At 67.8% G+C, this 22,255-nt stretch carries 26 protein-coding genes and 1 pseudogene; 20 read left to right on the plus strand and 7 right to left on the minus strand.

What is annotated here, in order from left to right:
- The 7 genes and pseudogenes from JJI54_RS31315 to JJI54_RS31345 all read right to left on the minus strand — a co-directional run.
- Positions 1–102 (minus strand): annotated as a pseudogene (locus JJI54_RS31315) (IS5/IS1182 family transposase); the annotation flags it as partial.
- Positions 103–688: 586 nt separating this feature from the next.
- The gene (locus tag JJI54_RS31320; protein WP_203077356.1) at positions 689–1,264 is read right to left on the minus strand and encodes a BREX protein BrxB domain-containing protein; all 576 of its coding nucleotides are present in this window, start codon (positions 1,262–1,264) and stop codon (positions 689–691) included.
- Positions 1,261–2,025, minus strand: coding sequence for a hypothetical protein (locus JJI54_RS31325; protein ID WP_203077357.1), 765 nt, complete (start codon positions 2,023–2,025; stop codon positions 1,261–1,263). Before JJI54_RS31325 ends, JJI54_RS31320 begins: the two co-directional genes overlap by 4 nt.
- Positions 2,025–2,639: a BrxE family protein gene (locus JJI54_RS33145; protein ID WP_203077358.1), complete on the minus strand. Its 615-nt coding sequence runs from the start codon at positions 2,637–2,639 to the stop codon at positions 2,025–2,027. Before JJI54_RS33145 ends, JJI54_RS31325 begins: the two co-directional genes overlap by 1 nt.
- A 208-nt stretch (positions 2,640–2,847) precedes the next feature.
- The gene (locus tag JJI54_RS31335) at positions 2,848–3,261 is read right to left on the minus strand and encodes a hypothetical protein (RefSeq protein WP_203077359.1); all 414 of its coding nucleotides are present in this window, start codon (positions 3,259–3,261) and stop codon (positions 2,848–2,850) included.
- Positions 3,258–4,610, minus strand: a complete 1,353-nt coding sequence (locus JJI54_RS31340; RefSeq protein ID WP_203077360.1) for a recombinase family protein — start codon at positions 4,608–4,610, stop codon at positions 3,258–3,260. Before JJI54_RS31340 ends, JJI54_RS31335 begins: the two co-directional genes overlap by 4 nt.
- Entirely contained in the window at positions 4,607–5,113 is a 507-nt protein-coding gene (locus JJI54_RS31345) for a DUF2924 domain-containing protein (RefSeq protein WP_203077361.1), read from the minus strand. The genes JJI54_RS31340 and JJI54_RS31345 overlap by 4 nt, the downstream gene beginning before the upstream one ends.
- Before the next feature lie 487 nt (positions 5,114–5,600).
- Between JJI54_RS31345 and JJI54_RS31350 the strand changes: the two genes are divergently transcribed.
- From JJI54_RS31350 to JJI54_RS31445, 20 genes are all read left to right on the plus strand, one after another.
- Positions 5,601–5,927, plus strand: coding sequence for a helix-turn-helix domain-containing protein (locus JJI54_RS31350; protein WP_203077362.1), 327 nt, complete (start codon positions 5,601–5,603; stop codon positions 5,925–5,927).
- 10 nt (positions 5,928–5,937) lie between these two features.
- A complete protein-coding gene (locus tag JJI54_RS31355) occupies positions 5,938–6,660 on the plus strand; it encodes an ImmA/IrrE family metallo-endopeptidase (protein ID WP_203077364.1) in 723 nt (240 codons plus the stop codon).
- Positions 6,661–6,837: 177 nt separating this feature from the next.
- Positions 6,838–7,944, plus strand: a complete 1,107-nt coding sequence (locus tag JJI54_RS31360; RefSeq protein WP_226382287.1) for a hypothetical protein — start codon at positions 6,838–6,840, stop codon at positions 7,942–7,944.
- Positions 7,937–8,872 carry a hypothetical protein gene (locus JJI54_RS31365; RefSeq protein ID WP_203077368.1) on the plus strand — a complete coding sequence of 312 codons (936 nt, stop codon included), beginning with the start codon at positions 7,937–7,939 and terminating at the stop codon, positions 8,870–8,872. Before JJI54_RS31360 ends, JJI54_RS31365 begins: the two co-directional genes overlap by 8 nt.
- Before the next feature lie 102 nt (positions 8,873–8,974).
- Entirely contained in the window at positions 8,975–9,217 is a 243-nt protein-coding gene (locus JJI54_RS31370; protein WP_203077370.1) for a helix-turn-helix transcriptional regulator, read from the plus strand.
- An 8-nt stretch (positions 9,218–9,225) separates the two neighbouring features.
- Positions 9,226–9,588, plus strand: coding sequence for a hypothetical protein (locus JJI54_RS31375; protein ID WP_203077372.1), 363 nt, complete (start codon positions 9,226–9,228; stop codon positions 9,586–9,588).
- 211 nt (positions 9,589–9,799) lie between these two features.
- Positions 9,800–10,276: a hypothetical protein gene (locus JJI54_RS31380; protein ID WP_203077374.1), complete on the plus strand. Its 477-nt coding sequence runs from the start codon at positions 9,800–9,802 to the stop codon at positions 10,274–10,276.
- Entirely contained in the window at positions 10,276–10,464 is a 189-nt protein-coding gene (locus tag JJI54_RS31385) for a hypothetical protein (RefSeq protein WP_137126656.1), read from the plus strand. Before JJI54_RS31380 ends, JJI54_RS31385 begins: the two co-directional genes overlap by 1 nt.
- The gene (locus tag JJI54_RS31390; protein ID WP_203077376.1) at positions 10,464–11,255 is read left to right on the plus strand and encodes an ATP-binding protein; all 792 of its coding nucleotides are present in this window, start codon (positions 10,464–10,466) and stop codon (positions 11,253–11,255) included. Before JJI54_RS31385 ends, JJI54_RS31390 begins: the two co-directional genes overlap by 1 nt.
- Before the next feature lie 3 nt (positions 11,256–11,258).
- Positions 11,259–11,801, plus strand: a complete 543-nt coding sequence (locus tag JJI54_RS31395; RefSeq protein WP_203077377.1) for a DUF669 domain-containing protein — start codon at positions 11,259–11,261, stop codon at positions 11,799–11,801.
- 58 nt (positions 11,802–11,859) lie between these two features.
- Positions 11,860–12,960 carry a PD-(D/E)XK nuclease family protein gene (locus JJI54_RS31400; protein ID WP_203077379.1) on the plus strand — a complete coding sequence of 367 codons (1,101 nt, stop codon included), beginning with the start codon at positions 11,860–11,862 and terminating at the stop codon, positions 12,958–12,960.
- A complete protein-coding gene (locus JJI54_RS31405; protein WP_203077381.1) occupies positions 12,957–14,540 on the plus strand; it encodes a DEAD/DEAH box helicase in 1,584 nt (527 codons plus the stop codon). Before JJI54_RS31400 ends, JJI54_RS31405 begins: the two co-directional genes overlap by 4 nt.
- Before the next feature lie 125 nt (positions 14,541–14,665).
- Positions 14,666–14,890, plus strand: a complete 225-nt coding sequence (locus JJI54_RS31410; protein ID WP_203077383.1) for a DUF6511 domain-containing protein — start codon at positions 14,666–14,668, stop codon at positions 14,888–14,890.
- A complete protein-coding gene (locus JJI54_RS31415) occupies positions 14,887–15,288 on the plus strand; it encodes a hypothetical protein (RefSeq protein ID WP_203077385.1) in 402 nt (133 codons plus the stop codon). The genes JJI54_RS31410 and JJI54_RS31415 overlap by 4 nt, the downstream gene beginning before the upstream one ends.
- Entirely contained in the window at positions 15,285–17,603 is a 2,319-nt protein-coding gene (locus JJI54_RS31420; RefSeq protein ID WP_203077387.1) for a bifunctional DNA primase/polymerase, read from the plus strand. The genes JJI54_RS31415 and JJI54_RS31420 overlap by 4 nt, the downstream gene beginning before the upstream one ends.
- A gap of 204 nt (positions 17,604–17,807) precedes the next feature.
- Positions 17,808–18,038, plus strand: coding sequence for a hypothetical protein (locus tag JJI54_RS31425; protein ID WP_203077389.1), 231 nt, complete (start codon positions 17,808–17,810; stop codon positions 18,036–18,038).
- Positions 18,028–18,576, plus strand: a complete 549-nt coding sequence (locus tag JJI54_RS31430) for a hypothetical protein (RefSeq protein ID WP_203077390.1) — start codon at positions 18,028–18,030, stop codon at positions 18,574–18,576. Before JJI54_RS31425 ends, JJI54_RS31430 begins: the two co-directional genes overlap by 11 nt.
- Positions 18,577–18,666: 90 nt before the next feature.
- Positions 18,667–19,215, plus strand: a complete 549-nt coding sequence (locus JJI54_RS31435; RefSeq protein WP_203077392.1) for a hypothetical protein — start codon at positions 18,667–18,669, stop codon at positions 19,213–19,215.
- A gap of 383 nt (positions 19,216–19,598) precedes the next feature.
- Positions 19,599–21,071, plus strand: a complete 1,473-nt coding sequence (locus JJI54_RS31440; RefSeq protein WP_203077394.1) for a site-specific DNA-methyltransferase — start codon at positions 19,599–19,601, stop codon at positions 21,069–21,071.
- The coding region (locus JJI54_RS31445) for a site-specific DNA-methyltransferase (protein ID WP_203077396.1) at positions 21,061–22,255 on the plus strand (1,195 nt) is incomplete at its 3' end. The genes JJI54_RS31440 and JJI54_RS31445, both read left to right, overlap by 11 nt.

Raw genomic sequence — 22,255 nt, forward strand, 5'->3', positions numbered from 1 at the left:
GAGCACCCGACGGTCATCCACGCGCGGGACGCCGTGCGAGAGCGGGAAGTGCGGCCGGATACGCCGCATCTGGGCAGGGGTGAGCAGGAACGGGACGGACATGGCGACACCTCCGCCCCGTTCAGAATCACGCCAGGCCGCGTCGGCGCAAGCTGATTAATGGGTCCTGAGCCTAGCTCTGCCAGGTCAAGATCCTTTGCATAGCCAAGACTTTCCAAGAAGAGACGGTACATGATCTCCGTCATCATCTGGTTGCCGGACCGGATTCCCCGGTCGGTCGAGACATCGAAGATAACCGTATGAGTTGGAATATTCTCGTTGATGCCTTTTAAGACCACAGTGAGCTTGTTGTCGCCAACGCGCTTCGATAAGCGCTCGGCCGCTCCCAGTCCGAGGACATCCCTGTTGCCGATAGACAGGCCTAGCATTTTGGCGAAGCTAGACTTACCCGATCCGAAAAACCCTGAAACCCAGATCGCTATTCCCTCATGGGGTTTCTGTGGCGTTTCAAGATAGCGTTCGAGAATTTCGCGGAAGTGTCGCTTGATCGCATCCGTTGCGATATAATCTTCAATCTCCCCAGCCACTACTTCGGCAGCGTCCTGGTCGACTTTAATCACCTCCTCGATACGACGACCGATGTCACTGGCGAACAGGCTCGAGATTTGGCTCATGCGCGGGATATCCGTCAGAAGATCTTGGGGCGATAATTATGTTCTGCATCCAAAACCCCCATGAAGCGAAGGCCGGCTGCTCCGTCGAGATCTCCCGGGTAGAACAGCACAGTCGGGGCAGCTACTCTGCCCTTTAGCTGTTCAAGTAGAGAGAATGTCCGATATGCAGGAAAAAGTGCTCCGGTCCTGACGATGAAGACTATATCTTTCTTCGGATCGGCGTTTTCCGGCATTCGCTCTGCGACAAGATTAACAAGCGGTTGATAATCTTCGAGAAGGTTCGTGATGGTTTGAACGGTCTCATCGACGCCGGCTTCCCGCTCGACTGCAAACCAGTCTTCTAGTGGCCTAGCTGCCGCCATGGCAGCGTGCAGGCACTGAGCAAGCGAGATGGACGTAACTCGCTTGCCGCGGTTCTCCAGGCGGGTGCGCAGACGGGCGACTGCCCCACGAAGTTCAAACTCGAACTCGGGGTCGTATCGGAAGATGGCGTAAGGCATGTCGTGGTATGCGCTGATGCGCTCCCGCGGGTCGGACATCGCTAGGATGGGCTCAAGGCTATCCCGCAAACGCCTCTCCAACTCGATCATGCTGCCAGACCTTCGGCGAACTTGAGCGCGCTCTGATGGGGCAGGCTGACCTGTTGTAGGCTGCCTGCCACGTCGTACCGAAGCCGCTTGAACTGATGCAGACGCAGGAGTGCTGCGTGGACGTCGGCCGGCGACATGTACGAGAGCCGCCAGAGCGGGCTGTCGACGAGTCTTGCCGTGGAGCCCTCGATTTCGGTGATCAGGTGTGCATGTAAGAGGAGCGACGTGTCAGACAGCACGACGGTAGCGAAGGTCCTTGCTGGCCCGCCGCCAACGAGCATCCCGAGGCTTGTAGCAGTTCGGATCAGATCGCGCGCCGTGCGGGTCAGGCCATAGTCGTTGAGCGGGCGCGACGCACGCCGCGACTTCCAGATTTCCGCAACGAATGGCTGAACATCCTCGACGCGGACTGCATAGCGTCCTTCCGCACGCTGGGCGTATAGCCACTCCATAGCAAATGATCGAAATGGCTCTTCACTGGCCCCGACCCAGAGCCTGTAGCAGTCGCGCCAATCGGTGAACGGCTGGCCCGCCTTTGCCAGAACTATCAATGCCCGAGCGGATTCCACTGAACGGAGGCGGCTGGAGAGCGTGGCGCTGACGTCGCGCAGCTTGCCCAGATTTCCATAACGACCGGCCAGCCCCTTCTCGAGGTTCTGCTCCAGTGTTCCCTCGAAGGACCAGCCGAGGAAAAGCTCGTAGGACTCCTCGACCAAGGGATTGTTCAAGAGGCGCTTGGACCAGGCGGTCGTCCACGGCATCAGTCTGTGATCCTGGCATACGGGACCACTGGCGAACCCTGAGCCCCCTTAGAGAAGCCAAGCGCCAGCTGAGCGACAACCCGGCGGTCGCCGGAAAAGCTGCCAGGCACAGCGACTGCGCGGCCACCAGCGATGGGCACTACGGCATTCAAAGCCACTACGTCCGATGTCTCAACAAGGTCTAGCTGCCGTAGAGCTGCAACCAGATCTGGAGAGGAAATGGCGGCAACGCTTGCGAAGAACGGTCTCCAGGAAGTCGCGTCCTCCAGCCAGCCTTCCCACTTCGCGTCAAAAGCATCCTCCAGGGCCGCCGGAAGCTCCCAGAGGGTTGCGCTTCCGTGAGACGCAAACACCTGAGCACAACGGGAGCGTGCTACTGCAATTACACTTCGCGCCTGCGCAAAGTGGTGGGTACGAGGGAACCCTCTCGCCAGTACAGCTGCGCCGGCGGTCCCGAGTTGGCGGTCCGTGTTCCACCAGCGGGCAAGGTCCATTTCGCCGCACCGTGCGACGACGACGCGCAGCTTCAGTAGCCAGTCAAAATCGATTACAGACGCCCCCAACCTGTTCTCCCCCACCCGAATGGTGCCGTCCAAGAGGACGTGCAACGTCATATCGCCCCCCGGCTGCGATTCGGTCTCAGGCGGTCGAACGACGCAGGATCGAAACGGCTAGGGCTGGGCGAACATCTCTTCCCGCAAGCGAAGTATTTGTAGGCGGACTTCGACCAGGGTGGAAGGCCGGAGGCTCGATTCCCGCCACCCGAGCGCCGCTTGGGCGTTCAGTCGCGCACCGGACCGGGGCCCGTCCTGCCATACGGCCTCATCGAGGGTTTCGGACCGGATGAGTGAGCTCTGAGATATGGGTGCGCTGCCCATCCCAATGGACCGGAAACGGCTCCATCAGCCCGGGCAGGGTCATCACATCCGGCTGCCGGCCGTCCAGGATCGCATCGACGATGCACGGTGCCAGCAGCGTGAGCCGGAGGAGGCGCGAGACGTAGGAAGAGTTGATCTTCTCGGCTGCCGCCAGTTCGTTGATTGTGGCGAAGCGCCCGCTCTCCAGCATCCGGCGCCACCGGAACGCCCGGGCCACCGCCTTCACCAACGTGGTGTCCGCAACCGAGGCACCGCAGGGCGCCATGCCGCCCGGCGCAATCATCAGCTTCCGTCCACCACGCTGCTTCCGGACCGCCAGCGGCACCCGCACGGTCAGCATCTGCGCGGCGCCGGTCATGCTGCGGCCCTCGCCGGTTCAGTGGCTGGCGCCGCGAGGTCCCGCGCCAGGCTGGCCAGCCCTTCCAGCTTGAGCCGCACGTCGGCGCCGCCCGCACCGATGTCCACCCGGTCGACCAGCAGGCGGATGATCCGTGCTTGCTCGGCGGGGAAGAGCTCCTCCCACAGCGGGTCCAGCCGCTCCAGCGCCAGGCGCGCCTCGTCCTCCGTCATGTCGGGCGCCGAGGCACGTGCCGCGCGCCAGGCCCCAAGCACCACCTCCGGCTGGCGCAGCAGCCCCCGCACCTGGGCGATGACCGCGCCCTCGATCTCCGCGGCCGAGATGCGCGCGATGGCCGGGCCGTCTGCGGCGCTACCCTTCAGCACCGACTGGCTGACATAGTAGCGGTACTGCTGGCCGCGGCGCCCCCGCGCGTGGGTGGGCGACATCGCACGCCCGTCGCTGCCGAAGATCAGCCCGCGCAGCAGCGACGGCGTCTGGCAGCGGGTGCGGTTGGCGCGTGTCTTCGGGCTGATCGCCAGCAGGGCGTGCGCCGCGTCCCACATCGCCTGGGGCACGATGGCAGCATGCTCGCCCGGGTGCGACTTCCCTTTGTGCATCGCCTCGCCGAGATAGGTCCGGTTGCTCAGCACTCGATAGACGTCGCTCTTGGTGAAGGCGCGGCCGCGCTTCGTGGTGGCGCCCTCCGCCCGCAGCATGGTGACCAGCTTCGTGCCGGATTCCGTCTCGACGAAGCCTTCGAAGATCCGCCGCACCAGCGCCGCCTCGGCCTCGTTCACCAGCAGCTTGCGATCCTTGGCGTCGTAGCCGAGCGGCACGAAGCCGCCCATCCAGATCCCGCGTGCTCGCGACGCCGCCACCTTGTCGCGGATGCGCTCACCAATGACCTCCCGCTCGAACTGCGCGAAGCTGAGCAGGATGTTCAGCGTCAGCCGCCCCATGCTGGTCGTCGTGTTGAAGGACTGCGTCACGGACACGAAGGTCACGCTGTTCGCGTCGAACACCTCCACCAGCTTGGCGAAGTCCATCAGGGCACGCGACAGCCGGTCGATCTTGTAGACCACCACCACGTCGATGAGGCCGCGCTCGATGTCCGCCAGCAGGCGCCGCAGCGCCGGTCGTTCCAGCGTGCCGCCGGACACGCCGCCATCGTCGTAGCGGTCGCGGACCGGCACCCAGCCCTCGGACCGCTGGCTTGTGATATAGGCTTCGCAGGCCTCGCGCTGCGCGTCGAGCGAGTTGAACTCCATGTCGAGCCCTTCCTCGCTCGACTTGCGCGTGTACACGGCGGCGCGGATCTTCCTGACCGTGGCCGGCATCGCCGCGTCGGCGGTCGGCTTGCGCTTCATGCCGTGCCCCTCCGGTTCTTCAGGCCAAAGAACAGCCAGCCATTCCAGCGCGTGCCGGTGATGGCGCGCGCGATGGACGAAAGCGACTGGTAGGGGCGCCCCTGATACTCATAGCCGTCGTGGAGCACGGTGACGCTGTGCTCGACGCCCTGGTATTCGCGGATCAGCCGCGTGCCGGTGATTGGCTTGTCGTCGCCGCGGATGCGCCGGAGGACGGGATTACCGCCGTCGAGTTGTTCGCCCAGGGCCTCGAGGCGCTGGATCGTCTCGGGCTTCAGGCCGCCATAGGCCAGTTCCTGGATGCGGTAGGCAAGGCGGCTTTCCAGGAAGCGCCGATTGTAGGGCGGCGGCTCGGCGGCGAAGAGTTCCCGCCACTGCTGCTTCAAGTCGGGCGTGGCGGCGGTCTTCAGGGCGGCCAGTCGGCCCAGCACGTCGGCCGGTGGAATGGCGGGGATGGTCGGCGGTGGCGGTGTGCCGGCCTTCGATCTCGTGGCGCGTGTCATGCGGGTCTCCGGTTGGTCCGGTTCGCATGCAGGCGCTGGGGTGCCGGCAAGTGTAGGCCACGCTCTCTCTGCTCAGCGGCGTCGCGCGCAGCTTCCTCGGCAGCGCGGCTGCGCAGCCGCACGAGGCCGGCGGCCAGGATGCTGCACACCTCACGGAGGTGCGGCGGGAGGTGGGGATTGGAGGGGTTCGGAAGCATGGCTGGGAGGCAAGATCGTGTCGCCCCACCGAGAAGAACAGCGAAAACAATCTCTTAGAGAAGGCCCGCGGGAACAAAAGCGTCGCTGCGAAATCCCGCGTAGGGCGCCGCCGGGCCCGCTTTCCTCACGGCGACGTTCATGGCGCAGCGAATCGGCGCCGGCGCAGGGGCCCATCGCGGAAGCTAAATCCTCCGCCACGTCCAACTTCGCAGCTTGACGTAGGAGTCAAGCGCCGACTACGCCACTCCGCTAAGTGCCACAGGCAAGGATTTCGCCGGATGCAAGGGCGATGACAACGCCAACCACCACCCTGGGACAGGCCATTATTGCCGCCAGGAAGAAGAAGGGCATCAGCCAGAAGGACCTGGCTGCCGCTGTCCAGAAGGAGGACGGCTCGGGCTCGATATCGCCTCAGTACCTCAACGACATCGAGCACGATCGCCGCAGCCCGACTTCCGACCAGCTGATTAGAGAATTCGCCCGGGCCTTATCCGTGGATGCGGATGACCTGTTCGTGCTGGCCGGCAAGATCCCCGAGGACCTCCGCGCCGCCGCGACCGATTCGGCGACCAGGGTCAGGGCCTTCAAGGCGTTCCGGAAAGCCCTCTCGAAATAGGATTGCATGCGTGGCGAGCTGGTCGATCGACAAGTCAGGCCGCTTTCCGCAGCGGCTCTTCCTGCGTGCAGCGGAGATCGACCGCGATTGCGAGCGGCTGGTCACGGCCTTCCTGCAGGAGCGTCATGGCGAGGTCCGCTTCCCGCTCTCCACCGATGACCTCACGGTCCTGGTCGAGCAGCACAGCAGCAGCCTCGACCAGTATGCCGACCTCTCCGACGAGGGCGACGACGTCGAGGGGATGACCTGCTTCCTGCCCGGCCAGCTGCCGCAGATCCTGATCTCCGCCCAGTTGACCGAGCAGGCCAACCGGCAGAATCGCCTTCGCACGACCCTCGCGCATGAACTGGGTCACGCCTTCTACCACCGCGCCGTGTTCGACCAGGTGTTCGCCGCGCCGCCGCACATGTTCGAGGCCGCACGTGCCGAGCCGCGGACCGTCTGCAAGCGCGACAGCATGATGGGGACCACCGAGTTCGACTGGCTCGAATGGCAGGCCGGCTATGTCAGCGGCGCCATCCTGATGCCGGCCCAGCAGGTGCGCCGGGCGGTTGGGGACCTTCTCCGGAACCGGGGGATCCATGGCGCTGCCGTCATCGGCACGCCGCCAGCCGCCGAGGCGGAGCGGCACACCATGGCCAGCTTCCAGGTCTCGGCAGAGGCGGCGCAGGTTCGGTTGCGGAAACTCGGTCTCCTGGCCGATTCGCCGGGACCGCCCACGCTGTTCGGCTGAGCCAACACGACTACGCGGGTGTGCGTATTTTTTCGCTTGTGCCCGCACACCGAGTCTTGATACGTCGATTAGCGGAGCGCCGGATTGGCTGGCGTGCCCCTAATCGAAAGCCCCCCCGTGCCGACAGTCCCGGATTTCATCCGGAGCACGCCCCCCGCGTCGCTCCATGCCTACTTCATGTCCATCAAGGCGGTCCTGCCGGCCGATGTGGTGTGGGAGGGCGCCCCGAACGAAGTGGTCCCGCCCCTGCTGCGGGCGGTGGACGCCATGGACGACGCTGAGCGCCTGCGCGTCATGAACGACGCCGATCGGGTGGGTGCCATGGCGGACGAGCCCGGTCAGGCCGCGCTCTATTCGATCACGGGTTCCGCCGAGACCCTCGACTCCCTGGAGAACGGGCATGCCCGGGCGCTCTGGATGTTCCTCAAGGACCCAGCCGGCTTCGGTCATGCCGAGGAAGTCCGCTACGCCGATGACCGCCGCTATGGCCGCATGTGGGATGGCTTCGAATGCCTGCCCGGCCTGACGGTGCCGCGCGACGGCGATCCCTACACGGCGTTCAAGGCAGCCATCGCCACGCACTTCGACACCAAGCATGTCGAGGTTGAGATCTGCGACCGTTCCCGCCCGTCGTTGGATGGGGAGCATGCGGAGCTGATCCAGGTCGCAATCTACCGCGAAGGCCGCGCCGGGGACCGCCGCGCCTTCGTCAACGGCAAGCTCGACCGGCTTCCCTTCCGGCCGGTGGTCGAGGCGGCCATCACCTACGAGCCCGCCTCTGGCACCATCGAGGTGGTGGCGCAGGCGCGGGAGACCCGTGAGGACTTGGTGCGGCTGTTCGCTGAGCACATGCTGGGCGCCCCGTTTCAGGGTGAGCGGATCCCCATCCGCCAGTACACGCTGGACCATTTGCTGCAGCCCTTCGACTTTCCGCACGACGTCGAGGACAACATCGAATCCGTGAAGGTCACGCTGCTGCGGCTGATGCCCTACGAGACGCAGGGCGAGCGCGTGACGCTTGAATGCATGCGCGGTGCCGAGCGCAGCATCTGGCAGATGGCGGAGGCACGCTTTGGCGAAAGCGATCCGCTAGCCGGCGGCTACAAGGTCACGCAGGCTCGCTTCACGATCAAGTTCCATGCGACGCCGGGAGTGCGCGGCGGTCGCACGCTGCCGGTCACCATTACCATGCCGAAGGGCTGCGACTTGAAGGACCGTACCGAACGCGAGCGCCTGGTCGGTGAGAAGTACCTGAAGCGCTGGCGGATGCTGCGGGATGTCTGACGAATCGCCCCGGCTCTCAGCCGAGGCTGTCGCGCTGCTCCTCGAGGTGCTGGAACTGGAGGAGCCCTTCCTGAACGGGGCCGTGGCGGAGATGTCGCCCGGCCCCGTTGGCATGTTGCGCGCCAGCGGGCTGCTGGTGCCCCACGGTCACGAGACCGTCTCGGCATCGCTCGCGGATCACGACGACGCGCCGGTGACGCTGGTTCGATCCGAGAGAGCGAGCGGGCTTGCCTATTTCAGCCCATCCAGCGGTCTGACCGCGGTGCCGGCTGCGCGGCTCGCCCGGCACCGCGTCGAAATCAACAATACCCTCGCCGCGATCGGAGCTGATCTGGCGTTGCCCGCCGCGCGCACGGCGCGGCCATTGATCGGGGGGCTGCTTTGGGAGATCGGTGATGCCCGCCTGGGCAAGCGACCGGCGCGCGTCCAGACATGGTTCGCGCGCCGGCTGTGGCACGCCGCGGTGCGGGCCCAGGTCATGGCTGCATTGGAGGCGCGGCCGTATCCGCGGGATGTCATTATCCTGTGCACCAGTCGCGCCGTCCGTCTTCGAGGGGTGACATTGCCCGGCACGATCCTGGTGCCGATCCGTGACGTGCTGGCCGCGGCGGATAGCCTGGCCGTGAGCGGCGAGATCCTCGACGCCCGGATGCGTGGTGTGGCAGTCGCGGCCCCTCCGGGCCCCCTGGACCTATCGCCAGATGGAACGCGCCTGCGCATCCACGGCGGCGAGCCAATCGTCTTCAGGTCGGACGACCACATCGCGGCCATTCGAAAGCTGGTTGATGCATTTTATGCCGCCAAGCGCGTGCCGATCAGCGAGCTCACCGACCATGGGACGCTGCATCGACACTTCGGTGGCGTGAAGTGGAGGCTCCTGAAGCCTTACCTCAACTCGGTGAAGGGCGCCTGGGGCTTCGACCTGTAGGCCAATTTCTCCCTTTTCTTCTCCCTAACGCCACCTCCTTCTTCTCCCTGTCCTGAAGCGATCTTCCCCGCGGTTGTTCGAACCAGCGCGAGGGAAGCACCGATGGCAGTGAAGCATCTGACGCAGACGGAGGTGGCGCGCCGCTGGTGCCTCAGTCCCCGCACGTTGGAGCGTTGGCGCTGGCTCGGCCAGGGGCCCGCCTTCCTCAAGCTGGGCGGCCGCGTCGCGTATCGCCTCGAGGACGTTGAGGCCTTCGAGGCGGCGCAGACCCGCGACGCCACCAGCGCCTCGCCGCCGGCGCAGGCGGAAATGCGCGCCGCCGTGACCCACCGGCAGGCAGCGTGAGCCCGGCCATGGGCAAGTCCTCCCGCGACAAGGGCGTGCGCCGCGAGCGCGCCATCGTCGAAATCCACACGAAATGCGGCCTGCGTGCCGAGCGCGTCCCCCTTTCCGGCGCCGTCCGATATCGCGGCAATGGCGCTGACGTCGATCTCTATGTGCGTGGCCCCGAACCGGTGAAGGCCGAGGTCAAGGCGCGCGGCGAGGGCGACGGCTTCAAGACGCTGGAGCGCTGGCTCGGCGGCAACGATGCGCTGTTCCTCTGGCGCGATCGCGCCACGCCGATGGTGGTGCTGCCCCTGCATATCTGGATCGAGATCGCGCGCCGCAGTGTGCGCTGCACGGAGCCCGACGCCATCGCCGAGGTGACGTCGTGAGCCCGCGCAACGCTCGGCACGTGAGCGCCATCGGCGAAGCCCTCCGCCATCTCGCCGGCGGCGTGCTGCTGGCCGGCGGCTTCATCGCGCTCCTCTGGCTCGCCGAGTTGGCGACCATCCCCTGAACGCCATCCCCATGCCGATGCCCGCGCCCGCCCGGCCGCCTGCATCGCCCATCCAGCCGGGTACTTCCTCATTGAACGGGACCACCATGACCAACCGAACCACTCTGGCGCAGCTGCGCAAGATGGACGCCGCGCAGGCCGCCCGCCTGCCCGTCGATCATCTGGCGATGCTGCTGGAAGAGGTCGGGGCGCTGAAGGCCGACGCCAAGCACCTCGCCGACCTGCTGCACGACGCACTGCATGCCCGCTACGGCGCCCCCGCCGCCGCGGCGCGTCGCGCCGAGGGCAAGGATACCGGGCGCGTCCGCATCGCGGATGAGGCCTTCGAGGTGATCGCCGACCTTCCGAAGAAGGCGGCGTGGGACCAGCCGAAGTTGGCCGCGGCGGTCGCCACCATCGTGTCCTGGGGCGAGGCCCCCGCGGACTACGTCACCACCGAGATCCGCGTGCCGGAAAGCCGCTTCACGGCCTGGCCGCCGCGCATCCGCGCGGTGTTCGAGCCGGCACGCACCGTCGCCACCGGCCGCCCCTCTTACACCCTCGAACAGAAGGACGCCGCGTGATGGCGCACGAACTCCGCATCCAGGTCGTCATCCCGCTGCAGGGCGACGCCGTCGCCCGCGCGAAGGACGTCGCCGCCTTCGAGCCGACGCTCGACAGCTTCACTGAAGTCGTCGCGCGCGCCGGCGGCGACATCAAGGTCGATGTCATCAAGGCCAAGCCGCGTGCTGCGAAGCAGGAGGCGCACTGATGGCGATCTCCCTCGCATCCCTGCGGCGTGGTGGCGACGCCCGCCCGCCGCGGCTGCTCACCTATGGCGTGGCTGGAGTCGGCAAGACGCTTTTCGCGACCTCCGCGCCGCGGCCGGTGGTGGTGCAGACCGAGGACGGGCTCGGCACGATCAGCGCGGCCACCTTTGGCGTACTGCGCAGCTTCGACGCGGTGATGGAGGCGCTCGGCAGCCTCTACACCGAGGCGCACGACTTCGAGACGCTGGTGGTGGACAGCCTCGATTGGCTGGAACCGCTGGTCTGGCAGCACACGGCGCAGACCCACAACCAGCCGGACATCGAGTCCTTCGGCTACGGCAAGGGGTATCTCGCCGCGCTGGATACCTGGCGCAGCTTCCTCGACGGCGTGAACGCGCTGCGCGACGAGCGCGGCATGGGCGTGATCCTGATCGCCCACGCCGAGATCAAGCGCTTCGACAGCCCCGAGACCGAGCCCTACGACCGGTACCAGCCGAAGCTGCACCGTAGCGCCTCCGCGCTCGTGCAGGAGCATGTCGATGCCGTGCTCTTCGCGAACTATCGCGTCAGCACGCTGAAGTCGGACGTCGGCTTCAACAAGAAGGTGGTCCGCGGCGTGAGCGGCGGCGACCGCCTGCTGCACACCGCCGAGCGCCCTGCCTTCCTCGCGAAGAACCGCTTCGGGCTGGCCGAGACGCTGCCGCTGTCCTGGCCCGACCTCGCGGCCGGCATCCCCTTCTACGCGACGCAGCCGAGCGCCGCCCCCGCCTCCACCACCGAAGCCCGGAGCTGACCCATGGCATCCCTCAACGGAACTTTCGACGCGACTGAGGTCGCCCCCGCCGTGCCGCTCGAGGTGCTGCCGCCCGGCAAATACCTCGCGCATCTGATCGAGAGCGAGATGCTGCCGACGAAGGCCGGCGATGGGCAGCTGCTCAAGCTGGTGTTCGAGGTGCTGGAGGGCCCCTCCGCGCGCCGGAAGATCTTCGACCAGCTCAACCTGGTGAACCGCAACGAGCAGACGGTGGAGATCGCGCAGCGCACGCTGTCGGCCATCTGCCATGCGGTCGGTCAGGTGCATGTCAGCGATAGCGAGCAGCTGCACTTCAAGCCGCTGATCGTGACGCTGAAGGTCGAGCCGGCTGGCAACGACAAGTACGGCGTCTACCGCGAGGCGCGGAACAAGGTGGCCGGCTACTCGGCGGCCAACACCAGCGCCAGCGGCAACAGCAGCGCACCGCGCCCTGCCAGCCCGGGGCCCCATCCGGCCGCCGCGGCACCTCCGCCGGCCGCCCGCACCGGTGCCGCGGCGACCCCGCCCTGGCGCCGCAATGCCTGATCACCTGCCGGCAGGCCTCGCGCCTGCCGGCCTCCCTCCCTCGAACCAGGATCAGGTCATGGCTGCCCTTCCTCCGCCCGCATGTCCCACCGTCACCGCCATCTACGCGGCCTATGAGGCGGCGGCGGATAGCGGCTATCGCGCGCATCTCGGCGCCTCGCTGATCGGCACCGAATGCGAGCGGGCCATCTGGTATTCCTTCCGGTGGGCCACCCGGGCGCGGCACACCGGCCGGCTGCTGCGGCTGTTCGAGACCGGGAACCTGGCCGAGGCCCGCTTCGTCGCCGACCTGCGCCGCATCGGCGTGACGGTCCTGGATCTGGATCCCGCATCGGGGCGCCAGTGGAACCTGCGCAACGCCTCCGGCCACTTCGGCGGGAGCATGGACGCGGTGGCGATCGGGCTGCCCGAGGCACCGGCCACCTGGCACGTCTGCGAATTCAAGACCCACAGCGCCAAGTCCTTCGCCAAGCTGAAGGCCGAGGGCGTCGCCGCCTCCAAGCCGCTGCACTGGGCGCAGATGCAGGCGTACATGCAGCTCGCGGGCCTCGACCGGGCCTTCTACCTGGCGGTCTGCAAGGATACGGACGAGCTCTACCAGGAGCGCATCCGCCACGATGCGGATGCCGGGCTGCGCATCCTGGCCAAGGCCGAGCGCATCATCGGCGCCGCCCGGCCGCCGGCCCGCATCAGCCAGGATCCCGCCTGGTGGCAGTGCCGCTTCTGCGACCACCACGCCGTCTGCCATGCCGGCGCGGCGCCGGAGCGGCATTGCCGGTCCTGCCTGCACGCCTCGCCCGCGCAGGGTGGCGACTGGCATTGCGCGCGCCACCACGCCCCTCTCGGCCGGCGCGACCAGGAGGCAGGCTGCGCGGCGCATCTCTATCTGCCGGATTTCGTGGCCGCCGAGCAGATCGACGCGGGCGAGGACTGGGTCAGCTATCGACTGCCGGATGGCACCGAATGGCGTGACGGCGTGCCTGCCGCGGCGCGGCCGGACATCGTCTCGCACCTGCCGTGCCGGATCTGTCGCGCCACGATCTATCGGGTCGGGCCCGGCAAGGGGCCGCACATCGCCGAGCTGATCTGCACCGGCTGCGAGACGGGCGGGCGCTGGCACAGCAAGATCGACGCCGTGGCGATGGGGGTGGCGGCATGACCCTGTCGCTCCGCCCCTATCAGCGCGCCGCCATCGAGGCGCTCTACGACTACTTCTCGGCCAGCAGCGGCAATCCGCTGGTCGTGATGCCGACCGGCACCGGCAAAAGCCTGTGCATCGCCGGCTTCACGCGAGAGGCAATCGCCGCCTATGGCGACACCCGCGTGCTGATCCTCACCCACGTGAAGGAACTGATCCAGCAGAACTTCATGGCGCTGCTGCGCGCGTGGCCCGAGGCGCCGGCCGGCATCTACTCGGCCGGGCTGTCGCGCCGCGACATCCATGCGCAGATCCTGTTCGCCGGCATCCAGTCCATCCATCGCCATGCGCGGCAGGTACAGCGCTGCGATCTAGTGCTGATCGACGAGGCGCATCTGCTCGGCCGTGGCGATAGCGGCATGTACCGCTCCTTCCTGGCGCAGCTGAACGAGATCAACGCTGGTCTGCTGAAGGTCGTCGGCTTCACGGCCACGCCCTACCGGCTCGACAGCGGCATGCTGCACGAAGGCAAGGATCGGCTCTTCACGGACATCGCCTTCCAGGTGCCGGTGTTGGAGATGATCCAGCAGGGCTATCTCTGCCCGGTTGTCCCGAAGCGGACCGAGACGCAGCTCGACGTCGGTGGCGTCGGCACCCGCGGCGGGGAGTTCATCGCCAAGGACCTCGAGGCGGCAGTCGACCGCGACGAGGTCACGCGCGCCGCTGTGGCCGAGATCGTCCAGCACGGCGAAGGTCGCGGCTCCTGGCTGGTCTTCTGCTCCGGCGTGGCCCATGCGCGCCATGTCCGCGATGCTATTCGCGAGCACGGCATCTCCGCCGAGACGGTCACCGGCGACACGCCCGGCCCGGAGCGGGACGGCATCCTGGCGGCGTTCAAGGCGGGGCGGCTGCGCTGCGTCACCAACGCCAATGTCCTGACCACCGGCTTCGACGCGCCCGGCACCGACCTGATCGCGTTGCTCCGCCCCACGAAGAGCGTGGGCCTCTACGTCCAGATGGTCGGCCGCGGCACGCGCCTCGCCGAGGGCAAGGATGACTGCCTGGTGCTGGACTTCGCCGGCAACACAGCGCGTCACGGTCCGATCGACATGGTGGACGGCCGGAAGAAGGAACCTGCCGGCGATGGCGAGGCGCCGATCAAGGTGTGCCCCGAGTGCCAGACCATCAACCACGCCAGCGCGCGGCACTGCATCGAGTGTGATCACGAGTTCCCGCCGCCCGTGGTGAAGGTCGCACCGCACGCGGCGTCGAACGCGCTGCTCTCGACGCAGATCCAGGCGACCTGGTGCGACGTGACCGGCATCACCTACGCGCGCCACGACAAGCCCGGGAAGCCCGCCTCGCTGCGCGTCACCTATGAATGCGGCCTCGCGCGGCACAGCGAATGGGTCTGCTTCGAGCATACCGGCTTTCCGCGCGACAAGGCGGTGGGCTGGTGGCGGCGGCGCGCCGGCAATCTGCCGCCCCCCACGACCGTGGATGATGCGCTGGGGCAGCTGGACCAGCTGCGGCGGCCCATCGCGATCCAGGTGCGGCCGGCGGGCCAGTACACCGAAATCGCCGCCGCGAGGTTCGTGTGAGATGCGCAGCCTGTCGCCTCCGCACCGCCCGCGGCTTCGGGTGGTTCGATCCGCGCGTGCGGACCTCCGAGCCGCTGCCCGCCTGTTCCATGCGCTGCATGAGCGCGCTCTGCCGGAGGTGGGGCGTGGTTGATCCCGACGAGCACGAGATTGCCGCTATCGCCGCCGCCAGCCCCATGGCGGGCGAATACCTGGAGAGCATCGGCAAGACCGATCTCGCGGTGCTGACCGAGGCCGAGTGGCTGACGCTGCTGGAGGTGATCATCACCGCCTACCAGGACGAGCTTGCGAGCCGGCTGGATCAGGGCCGGCACTCCGCGTCGCCGCTCGCCGCGGGTGGTTGCCGATGAGCAGCGTTACCTCTGCCCGCGAGGTCGCGCGCCGGCTCGGCATTTCGCACACCGCGATCCAGAAGGCTGAACGCGCCGGACGGATCGCGCGTGAGCCGAGTGGCGCCTGGGACATGGTGAAGGTCCGGGCCGGCCTCGCGACCAAGAGCGCTCCGGCGCCGCGCAAGCCGTATCGTCCACGCGCGAAGCAACCGCCCTGGGCCAGGGCTGCGCACCACCTTGGCGACCTCGCATCAGACATTCGTGGCCCCGCGCGCGGGATCCACGCCGAACTGGAGCGGGCGCGCCAGGCGCTCCAGCGCGCTGCCGAGCAGATTTCGGCGCTCTATCCCGAGATCCTGCGGCTGGAGCGCGCCTGCGACGCCGCCATTGCCGCACAGGAGCGTGGCGGCGAATGACGGATGCTCCCTCCTTCATGGCCGATTACGGCGAACGCCTGGTCGACAACGGCTATTCGGTCATTCCCATCATGCCGGGCACGAAGGTGCCGGGGCGCTTCACGGGCGGGGAATGGTCGCCCTATCCCGACTGGGCGCGACACTGCGATCGGCCGACGAAGCCCTTCGAGGTGGACATCTGGCGCCGCTGGCCCGGATGCGGCGTAGGCATTGCCACCGGGGCCGTGGTGGGCATCGACATCGACATCCTGGATGGCGCGCTGGCCATCCAGATTGCCGACCTCGCCACCTCCATGCTCGGCGACACGCCTTGCCTGCGCATCGGCCGCGCCCCGAAGCGGCTGCTGGTCTACCGCGCCGCCACGCCCTTCGCCGGTCGCAAGCGCCACCCCCTCGAGCTGCTGGCGCGCGGCCAGCAATTCGTCGCCTATGCCGTCCACCCTGAAACCGACCGCCCCTACGAATGGCCGGAGGACAGCCTGGTAGAGCTGCCGCTGTCCCGGCTGCCGGTGGTGGACGAGGCCAGTTGCGCGGCCTTCCTGGACGCGGCCTGGGCGCTCGTGCCCGACGAGGTCCGGGTCAACTCGATCCTGGCTGACGCACCGACCAGCACCTGGCGCGGCCCCAGCGACCCGAAGGGCACGCGCGATGCCATCGCCGCGGCGCTGGCTTGGCTGCCGAATGACGACCTGCCGGGCAACGAGTGGATCACCGTCGGCGCCGCCATCAAGGCCGCGATCGGCGAGGAGGGGCGCGACCTCTGGCTCGACTGGTCGCGGCGGTCCGGGAAATCGGGCCAGTCCGGTCGATCCGACACCCCTGAGCGGCGCTGGGCCTCGCTGCGGCCGCACAGCGTCGGCGCGGGGAAAATCTACTGGCTGGCCGAGCAGCGCGGCTGGGTGCCGGATCCCGCGCTGACGCTGAACGGAACTACCGCCGAGCAGGCGACCCAGCCGCATCCTGCGGCGGGCCTGCTGGCGAAGGTCGCGGTCGCGCCGCTGCCGATCGCGCCCCCGCCGAAGCCCTATCGCGTCCCGCCCGAGCTGCTGCAGGTGGATGGCGCGCTGCGCATGTTCGTGGACTACGCCACGGCCAGCGCCGTCAGCCCGCAGCCGTTCCTCTCCCTTGGTGCCGCCATCTGCCTCGTCGGCGCCATCGCGGGCCGCCGGTATCGCACGCCGACCGACCTGCGCAGCAACGTCTACGCCATCGGCATCGCCGACAGCGGCGGCGGCAAGGACCACGCTCGGCGCTGCGCCAAGCGGGCAATCTATGCGGCTGGCCTGGACCGATACCTTGGCGGCGAGGATCTCGCCTCCTCGGCCGGGCTGCTCACGTCGCTGCAGCGGCATCCCGCCCGCCTGTTCCAGGTGGACGAGTTTGGCCAGTTTCTGAAGCTGGTCCTGAACCAGCGCGCGCCAGCGCATAAGGCTGCCATATGGTCGGAGCTCACCAAGCTCTACACCTCGGCCGCCGAGCCCTACATCGGCGCAGAATACGCCGACCAGAAGGCGCGGCCGCGCGTCACCATCGAGCAGCCCTGCGCCTGCATCTGGGGCGTTACCGTGCCGGGCCCGCTGTGGACGGCGCTGGAAGGCGGTGCGCTCGCGGACGGCTCCATCGCGCGCTTCCTGGTCTTCCTGACGGACGACGACTACCCGGAGCGCAATGAGACCCCGGCGGCGATGGATCCGCCGCCCGATCTGGTGTCTGCCCTGCAGGGGATCGCCCGCGGTGTGCCCGGCCATAGCCATGGCGGGAACATCGCTGATGCCATGGAATCCTCAGCGCCGATCCACGCCTACACCGTGCCGCTGACCGCAGACGCCGAGGCGGCCATGGCTCGCGTGCGGCGCGAAGCCACCGACCTCCTGCGGTCGCACCGGGGCACCTACGCCACCGCACTGTTCGGTCGATACGCGGAGAACGCGGCGAAGCTGGCGATGATCGCAGCGGTCAGTCGTGATCCGGTCCAGCCCATCACCCAGGCTCGCGACGTCACCTGGGCCTCGGCGCTGGTCGAGCACTGCATCGGAACGCTGCTGCGCGAAGCCGAGCGTCTCGTCGCCGACACGCCGGCGCATTCGCGCATCAAGAAGGTCCTCGAGGTAATCCGCAAGGCCGGCCGGATCAGCCGTAGCGCCTTCGTCCGGAAGACGCAGTTCCTCTCGAAGGCCGAGCGGGAGGACGCCATCGCCACGCTGCTCGATAGCAAGCAGATCGCGATCGAGGTCACGCAGAACGCGTCGGGCCCGGGCACCAGCTGGATCATCGCCACCGAACCGCAGGAGGGCTTGAAGAGTGATGCTGCATGACGCGCGCAAACCCGCAGAAAGCGGGACTCTTCAACAATTCAACTTTTCACGCGGGCGTATGCAGATGCTCCTGCGCGGGTGCGGGGGAGAGAGACCCTTTGAAGAGTTTGAAGAATTGAATAGTTATATTGATCAGATAGTTAGACCTCTCCTACCCCCCCGACTCTTCACCACTCTTCAAGGGCTCGGTCCGGGGAGGCAGGCATGAGCATCCCTGGCGTGCCCTTGCCGCCCCGCTCGTCCCTCGACCGCGGAAGCCGCAGCGCAATCACCGTGGCCGAGATGGAGACGCTGCGCCGCCGCGTCTGGCTGCAGCAGGGCGTCGTCTCGCTGCACCTCGAGGACATCACCGATCCCTGGCTGCGCCAGGCAATCCAGAACGAAGCCGTGCGCCGTTGGGGCCCGCGGCAGCAGGAGAAGACTCATGGCCGGTAAGCGGAAGGCAAAGACCTCGAAGCAGAAGGAATCGATGGGCCCCTCGAGGTGGCGGCTCCAGCACGGCGGCTTCGGCGAGCCGATCCGCGACGCCGATCCCGAGACGGGCAGCCCCGTACAGCATCGCCGTGCCGTGGACACGCTGGGCATGATGCTGGCGAACGGAACCATCACCCAGCAGATGCACGACGCTGGCGGCTACTTCCGCGCCCTATTCCGCAGCGCCGCCCTGGATGGCATGTCGAAGTCGGTGCTGGTCCGCCTGCCAGGCCAGACGGCCGATACCCTGTCCGACCACCACATGAATGCACGCCGGAAGATCGGGGCGGCCCTGGATGCGCTGGGTGGCCACGACAGTGCAGCGGGCTCCTGCGCGTGGCACGTCGTCGGCCTGGAGATGTCCGTGCGGGAGTGGGCGATGCGCCAGGGATGGGGCGGACGCCCCGTGGCACCGCCGCAGGCGCAGGGCATGCTGGTGGCGACGCTTAGCGTGCTGGCAGGGCACTTCGGGCTCGTGCCGCGGACGAGGGCGGCGTGAGGGACGTAGCGGGCGGAGAGTGTCTGGCGTTTCCGTGTTTGGAGGATCACGATCAGAGGCGGTGATCAGCCGATAAGCCGAGGTGAATGGATGGTTCTGGACCCCACCAAAGTGTTCCATGAGCTTACTGCTCGTGAGCCGATCCCGTTGGACGCGCTACCTCATGATCACGGCATCTACGCGCTTTACGACCACGCCGGCCTGATCCGCTACATCGGCATCACCAAGAAGGACAAGTACGGCTTTCATGGACGAATCCATAGCCGGCACGTTGGTGGCTCTGAGGAACGCAGCCACAAATTCTCGCACGCCTACAATACGGGGAGGATGTGGCGGGCCAAGAAAGACAAAAGCGCCGATGCTCTGCAAGCGAAGGCGCTGCGCAGGGCGTTTGCCCGGAGGTACTGCCGCGCGGCGTTCCTCGTCGCGCCGTCGACGGTCTCTAGCGATCTGGCAGCGCTTGAGTTGGCGGTTCAGGCGCTAGCGCCAGCAGGGATGCTTGCGTGGGGAAGCAAGCGCAGTTTCGTGCCCGTGCCAGAGCCAACCCGTCTCGTTGACGCTCTGCTCGACGAGTTGCGCTACACGCCTGAGCAGCATGCTGCGATTCGTCGTCAAGCGGCCAAGTGCCCGAGCACCTGACAGACCATCGACGACGGGCGCGACACTGCCGCTGGCCGCGTCGATCGAAGAAAAATCGTCGCAGCGTGATCATGCGTAGCGCAGCGAAAGATTGTCGCGTTGCGCACCGAAATCCACACGGCCTATCATCTGGACACCTGGAAAGGGTGCGACCGCAGCGCGGCTCAAGAGCCGCAGCGTCGCTCGAACGAGACAGTGGCTCGCGAGCCGCAGGGTCCTTCCTGGGCCCCGCTGTATGCGGGGGGCGGAAGCGCGCAACACCGCTAGCGTCAGGCCGAGAACATGGGTTGCGGTTTGCAGACTTTCCGCGCGGCTTCAAATCGTTAGCCGCAAACCGACGCCGGGCCGCGGCCCTGCAAACCACCCGCAAACCGGATGGCATCATGACGCTCCCATGGATGGCGGCGAAGATCCTGCTGCGTCCGGTGGCGGAGCTGCGCCCGCATGCCGGCAACGCGCGCGTCCACAGCGCCGAGCAGCTGGAGCAGATCAAGGCCAGCATGCTGGCGTTCGGCTTCACCAACCCGCTCCTGGTGGACGAGGACGGCGTGCTGATCGCCGGCCACGGCCGGCTCGAGGCGGCGTCGGCGCTCGGCATCGCGAAGGTGCCGGTGATCGTGCTGCGGCACCTGTCCGCGGCGCAGAAGGAGGCGCTGCGTCTCGCCGACAACCGCATCGCGGAGAACGCGACCTGGGACCAGGCGCTGCTGCGCGATGCGCTCGCCGCGGTGCAGGCGACGCAGGAGATCGACCTCGGCGCGCTCGGCTTCTCGACGGGGGAACTCGCGGACATCCTCGCGGCGGCTGGAGAGGCCGTGTCCGACGGCGACGCGCCCGAGGCTCTGTCCGCGGATCCCACCGAGGGGGGCGGTGCGGCAGGCGCGGCGGGCACCGGTGAGGAGCCGGCGGAGGACCCCGCCGACGCCGATCCGGAGCCGCCGCGCCAGGCCGTCACCCGTCCCGGCGATCTCTGGCTGCTCGGCGAGCATCGTCTCCTCTGCGGCGACAGCACCGACGCCGCCTCGGTGGCGCGCGTGATGGGCGACGACCGCGCAGCATTGCTGTTCACCAGCCCGCCCTATGGGAACCAGCGCGACTACACGACCGGCGGCGTCACCGATTGGGATGCCCTGATGCAGGGCGGGTTCCAGCATCTCGACGCGGCGATGCGCCCGGACGGCCAGGTCCTGGTGAACCTCGGGCTGATCCATCGCGACAATGAATGGCAGCCCTATTGGGCCGGCTGGCTCGACTGGATGCGCGCCCGCGGCTGGCGCCGCTTCGGGCTCTACACCTGGGACCAGGGGCCGGGCCTGCCGGGCGACTGGAACGGGCGGCTGTCGCCTGCCTTCGAGCTTCTGTTCCACTTCAATCGCGAGGCCCGGCGTCCCAACAAGATCATCCCCTGCCGCTGGGCGGGGCACGTCAATTCAGAGAAGGGTGGCCTTCGCGGCAAGGACGGCACCGTCGGCGAATGGCAGCATGCCGGCCAGGGCGTGCAGGAGACCCGGATCCCGGACAACGTGGTGCGCATCACGCGGCACAAGGCCCGCGGCATCGAGACGGAGCACCCCGCGGTGTTCCCCGTCGCGCTGCCTGACTTCCTGATGCGCGCCTATGCCGACGAGGGTGACGTCGTGTTCGAGCCCTTCGCTGGCGCCGGCACGACCGTCATCGCCGGGCAGCGCACCGGCCGCCGCGTTCGAGCGATCGAGCTGGCGCCGGCATATGTCGACCTGGCGGTGGCGCGCTGGCGGATGCTGCATCCGGACATGCCGGTCACGCTGGCGGATGACGGGCGCGATTACGACGCCGTCGCCGCGGCGCGGACGGAGGTCACCGCGGATGCAGCCTGACCTCGTCGTCTCCGCGCTGCCGGTCGCGTCGCTTGTCCCCTATGCCGAAAACGCGCGCACGCATTCCCCGGCGCAGGTGGCGCAGATCGCCGCCTCCATCGCTGAGTTCGGCTTCGTGAACCCGGTGCTGGTCGACGCCGAGGGCGTGCTCATCGCCGGCCATGGCCGCGTCATGGCGGCGAAGCAACTCGGGCTGGCCTCTGTGCCAGTGCTACGGCTCGGCCACCTCTCGCCGGCCCAGGCGCGGGCGCTGCGCCTGGCAGACAACCAGATCGCGCTGAACTCCGGCTGGGACGAGGCGCTCCTCGCCGCCGAGATCGCCCGCATCCGCGACGAGGCGGTGGTCGACCTGGACGTACTCGGCTTCTCGGGGATGGAGCTCGACCGGCTGCTGGCCGCGGCCGATGCCGGCCTCGGCGATGACGCCGACGAGGCGCCACCACCGCCCATGATGCCCGTCACGCGCACCGGCGACCTCTGGCGGTGCGGCGACCACCGGCTGCTCTGCGGCGACGCGACGAAGTTGGCCGACGTCCAGCGCGCCCTCGGCGCCGGCCACCTGGCGGACATGGGCTTCGTCGATCCGCCCTACAACGTCGCCTACGAGGGCGGCACCGCAGCCAAGATGACCATCGCCAATGACGCGCTCGGCGGTGGCTTTCCCGAATTCCTCCGTCCCGCGCTGGCCAACCTGCTCTCGGTCACCAAGGGCGCCTGCTACGTCTGCATGTCCTCTTCCGAATGGCCGACGCTGCATCGCGTCTGGCAGGAGGCGGGCGGCAAATGGTCCAGCACGATCATCTGGGCGAAGAACACCTTCGCGCTCGGCCGCGCCGACTACCACCAGCAGTTCGAGGCCATGCTCTACGGCTGGAAGGCCGGCGCGCAGCACTACTGGTGCGGCGCGCGCGACCAGGGGAATGTCTGGCACTTCGACAAGCCGGCGCGCAACGACCTGCATCCGACCATGAAGCCGGTGGCGCTGGTCGAGCGCGCCATCCGCAACAGCAGCAAGCCGCGCGACACCGTGCTGGACTGCTTCGGCGGCTCCGGCACGACGATAATCGCGGCGGAGCGCACGGGGCGGCGCGCCGTGCTGCTGGAGATCGACCCGACCTATGCCGACGTCATCGTGCGGCGCTGGCAGGAGACGACCGGCGAGGTGGCGGTGCTGGAAGGCGATG

Source organism: Falsiroseomonas ponticola (genome assembly GCF_016805305.1).
GTDB lineage: Bacteria > Pseudomonadota > Alphaproteobacteria > Acetobacterales > Acetobacteraceae > Falsiroseomonas > Falsiroseomonas ponticola.

Excerpts from the sequence above, each read along its gene's own strand:
- JJI54_RS31320 (WP_203077356.1), bottom strand. The coding sequence starts at position 1,264 with ATGATCGAGTTGGAGAGGCGTTTGCGGGATAGCCTTGAGCCCATCCTA.
- JJI54_RS31325 (WP_203077357.1), bottom strand. The coding sequence starts at position 2,025 with ATGCCGTGGACGACCGCCTGGTCCAAGCGCCTCTTGAACAATCCCTTG.
- JJI54_RS33145 (WP_203077358.1), bottom strand. The coding sequence starts at position 2,639 with ATGACGTTGCACGTCCTCTTGGACGGCACCATTCGGGTGGGGGAGAAC.
- JJI54_RS31335 (WP_203077359.1), bottom strand. The coding sequence starts at position 3,261 with ATGACCGGCGCCGCGCAGATGCTGACCGTGCGGGTGCCGCTGGCGGTC.
- JJI54_RS31340 (WP_203077360.1), bottom strand. The coding sequence starts at position 4,610 with ATGAAGCGCAAGCCGACCGCCGACGCGGCGATGCCGGCCACGGTCAGG.
- JJI54_RS31345 (WP_203077361.1), bottom strand. The coding sequence starts at position 5,113 with ATGACACGCGCCACGAGATCGAAGGCCGGCACACCGCCACCGCCGACC.
- JJI54_RS31350 (WP_203077362.1), top strand. The coding sequence starts at position 5,601 with ATGACAACGCCAACCACCACCCTGGGACAGGCCATTATTGCCGCCAGG.
- JJI54_RS31360 (WP_226382287.1), top strand. The coding sequence starts at position 6,838 with ATGTCCATCAAGGCGGTCCTGCCGGCCGATGTGGTGTGGGAGGGCGCC.
- JJI54_RS31365 (WP_203077368.1), top strand. The coding sequence starts at position 7,937 with ATGTCTGACGAATCGCCCCGGCTCTCAGCCGAGGCTGTCGCGCTGCTC.
- JJI54_RS31370 (WP_203077370.1), top strand. The coding sequence starts at position 8,975 with ATGGCAGTGAAGCATCTGACGCAGACGGAGGTGGCGCGCCGCTGGTGC.
- JJI54_RS31375 (WP_203077372.1), top strand. The coding sequence starts at position 9,226 with ATGGGCAAGTCCTCCCGCGACAAGGGCGTGCGCCGCGAGCGCGCCATC.
- JJI54_RS31380 (WP_203077374.1), top strand. The coding sequence starts at position 9,800 with ATGACCAACCGAACCACTCTGGCGCAGCTGCGCAAGATGGACGCCGCG.
- JJI54_RS31385 (WP_137126656.1), top strand. The coding sequence starts at position 10,276 with ATGGCGCACGAACTCCGCATCCAGGTCGTCATCCCGCTGCAGGGCGAC.
- JJI54_RS31390 (WP_203077376.1), top strand. The coding sequence starts at position 10,464 with ATGGCGATCTCCCTCGCATCCCTGCGGCGTGGTGGCGACGCCCGCCCG.
- JJI54_RS31395 (WP_203077377.1), top strand. The coding sequence starts at position 11,259 with ATGGCATCCCTCAACGGAACTTTCGACGCGACTGAGGTCGCCCCCGCC.
- JJI54_RS31400 (WP_203077379.1), top strand. The coding sequence starts at position 11,860 with ATGGCTGCCCTTCCTCCGCCCGCATGTCCCACCGTCACCGCCATCTAC.
- JJI54_RS31405 (WP_203077381.1), top strand. The coding sequence starts at position 12,957 with ATGACCCTGTCGCTCCGCCCCTATCAGCGCGCCGCCATCGAGGCGCTC.
- JJI54_RS31415 (WP_203077385.1), top strand. The coding sequence starts at position 14,887 with ATGAGCAGCGTTACCTCTGCCCGCGAGGTCGCGCGCCGGCTCGGCATT.
- JJI54_RS31420 (WP_203077387.1), top strand. The coding sequence starts at position 15,285 with ATGACGGATGCTCCCTCCTTCATGGCCGATTACGGCGAACGCCTGGTC.
- JJI54_RS31425 (WP_203077389.1), top strand. The coding sequence starts at position 17,808 with ATGAGCATCCCTGGCGTGCCCTTGCCGCCCCGCTCGTCCCTCGACCGC.
- JJI54_RS31430 (WP_203077390.1), top strand. The coding sequence starts at position 18,028 with ATGGCCGGTAAGCGGAAGGCAAAGACCTCGAAGCAGAAGGAATCGATG.
- JJI54_RS31435 (WP_203077392.1), top strand. The coding sequence starts at position 18,667 with ATGGTTCTGGACCCCACCAAAGTGTTCCATGAGCTTACTGCTCGTGAG.
- JJI54_RS31440 (WP_203077394.1), top strand. The coding sequence starts at position 19,599 with ATGACGCTCCCATGGATGGCGGCGAAGATCCTGCTGCGTCCGGTGGCG.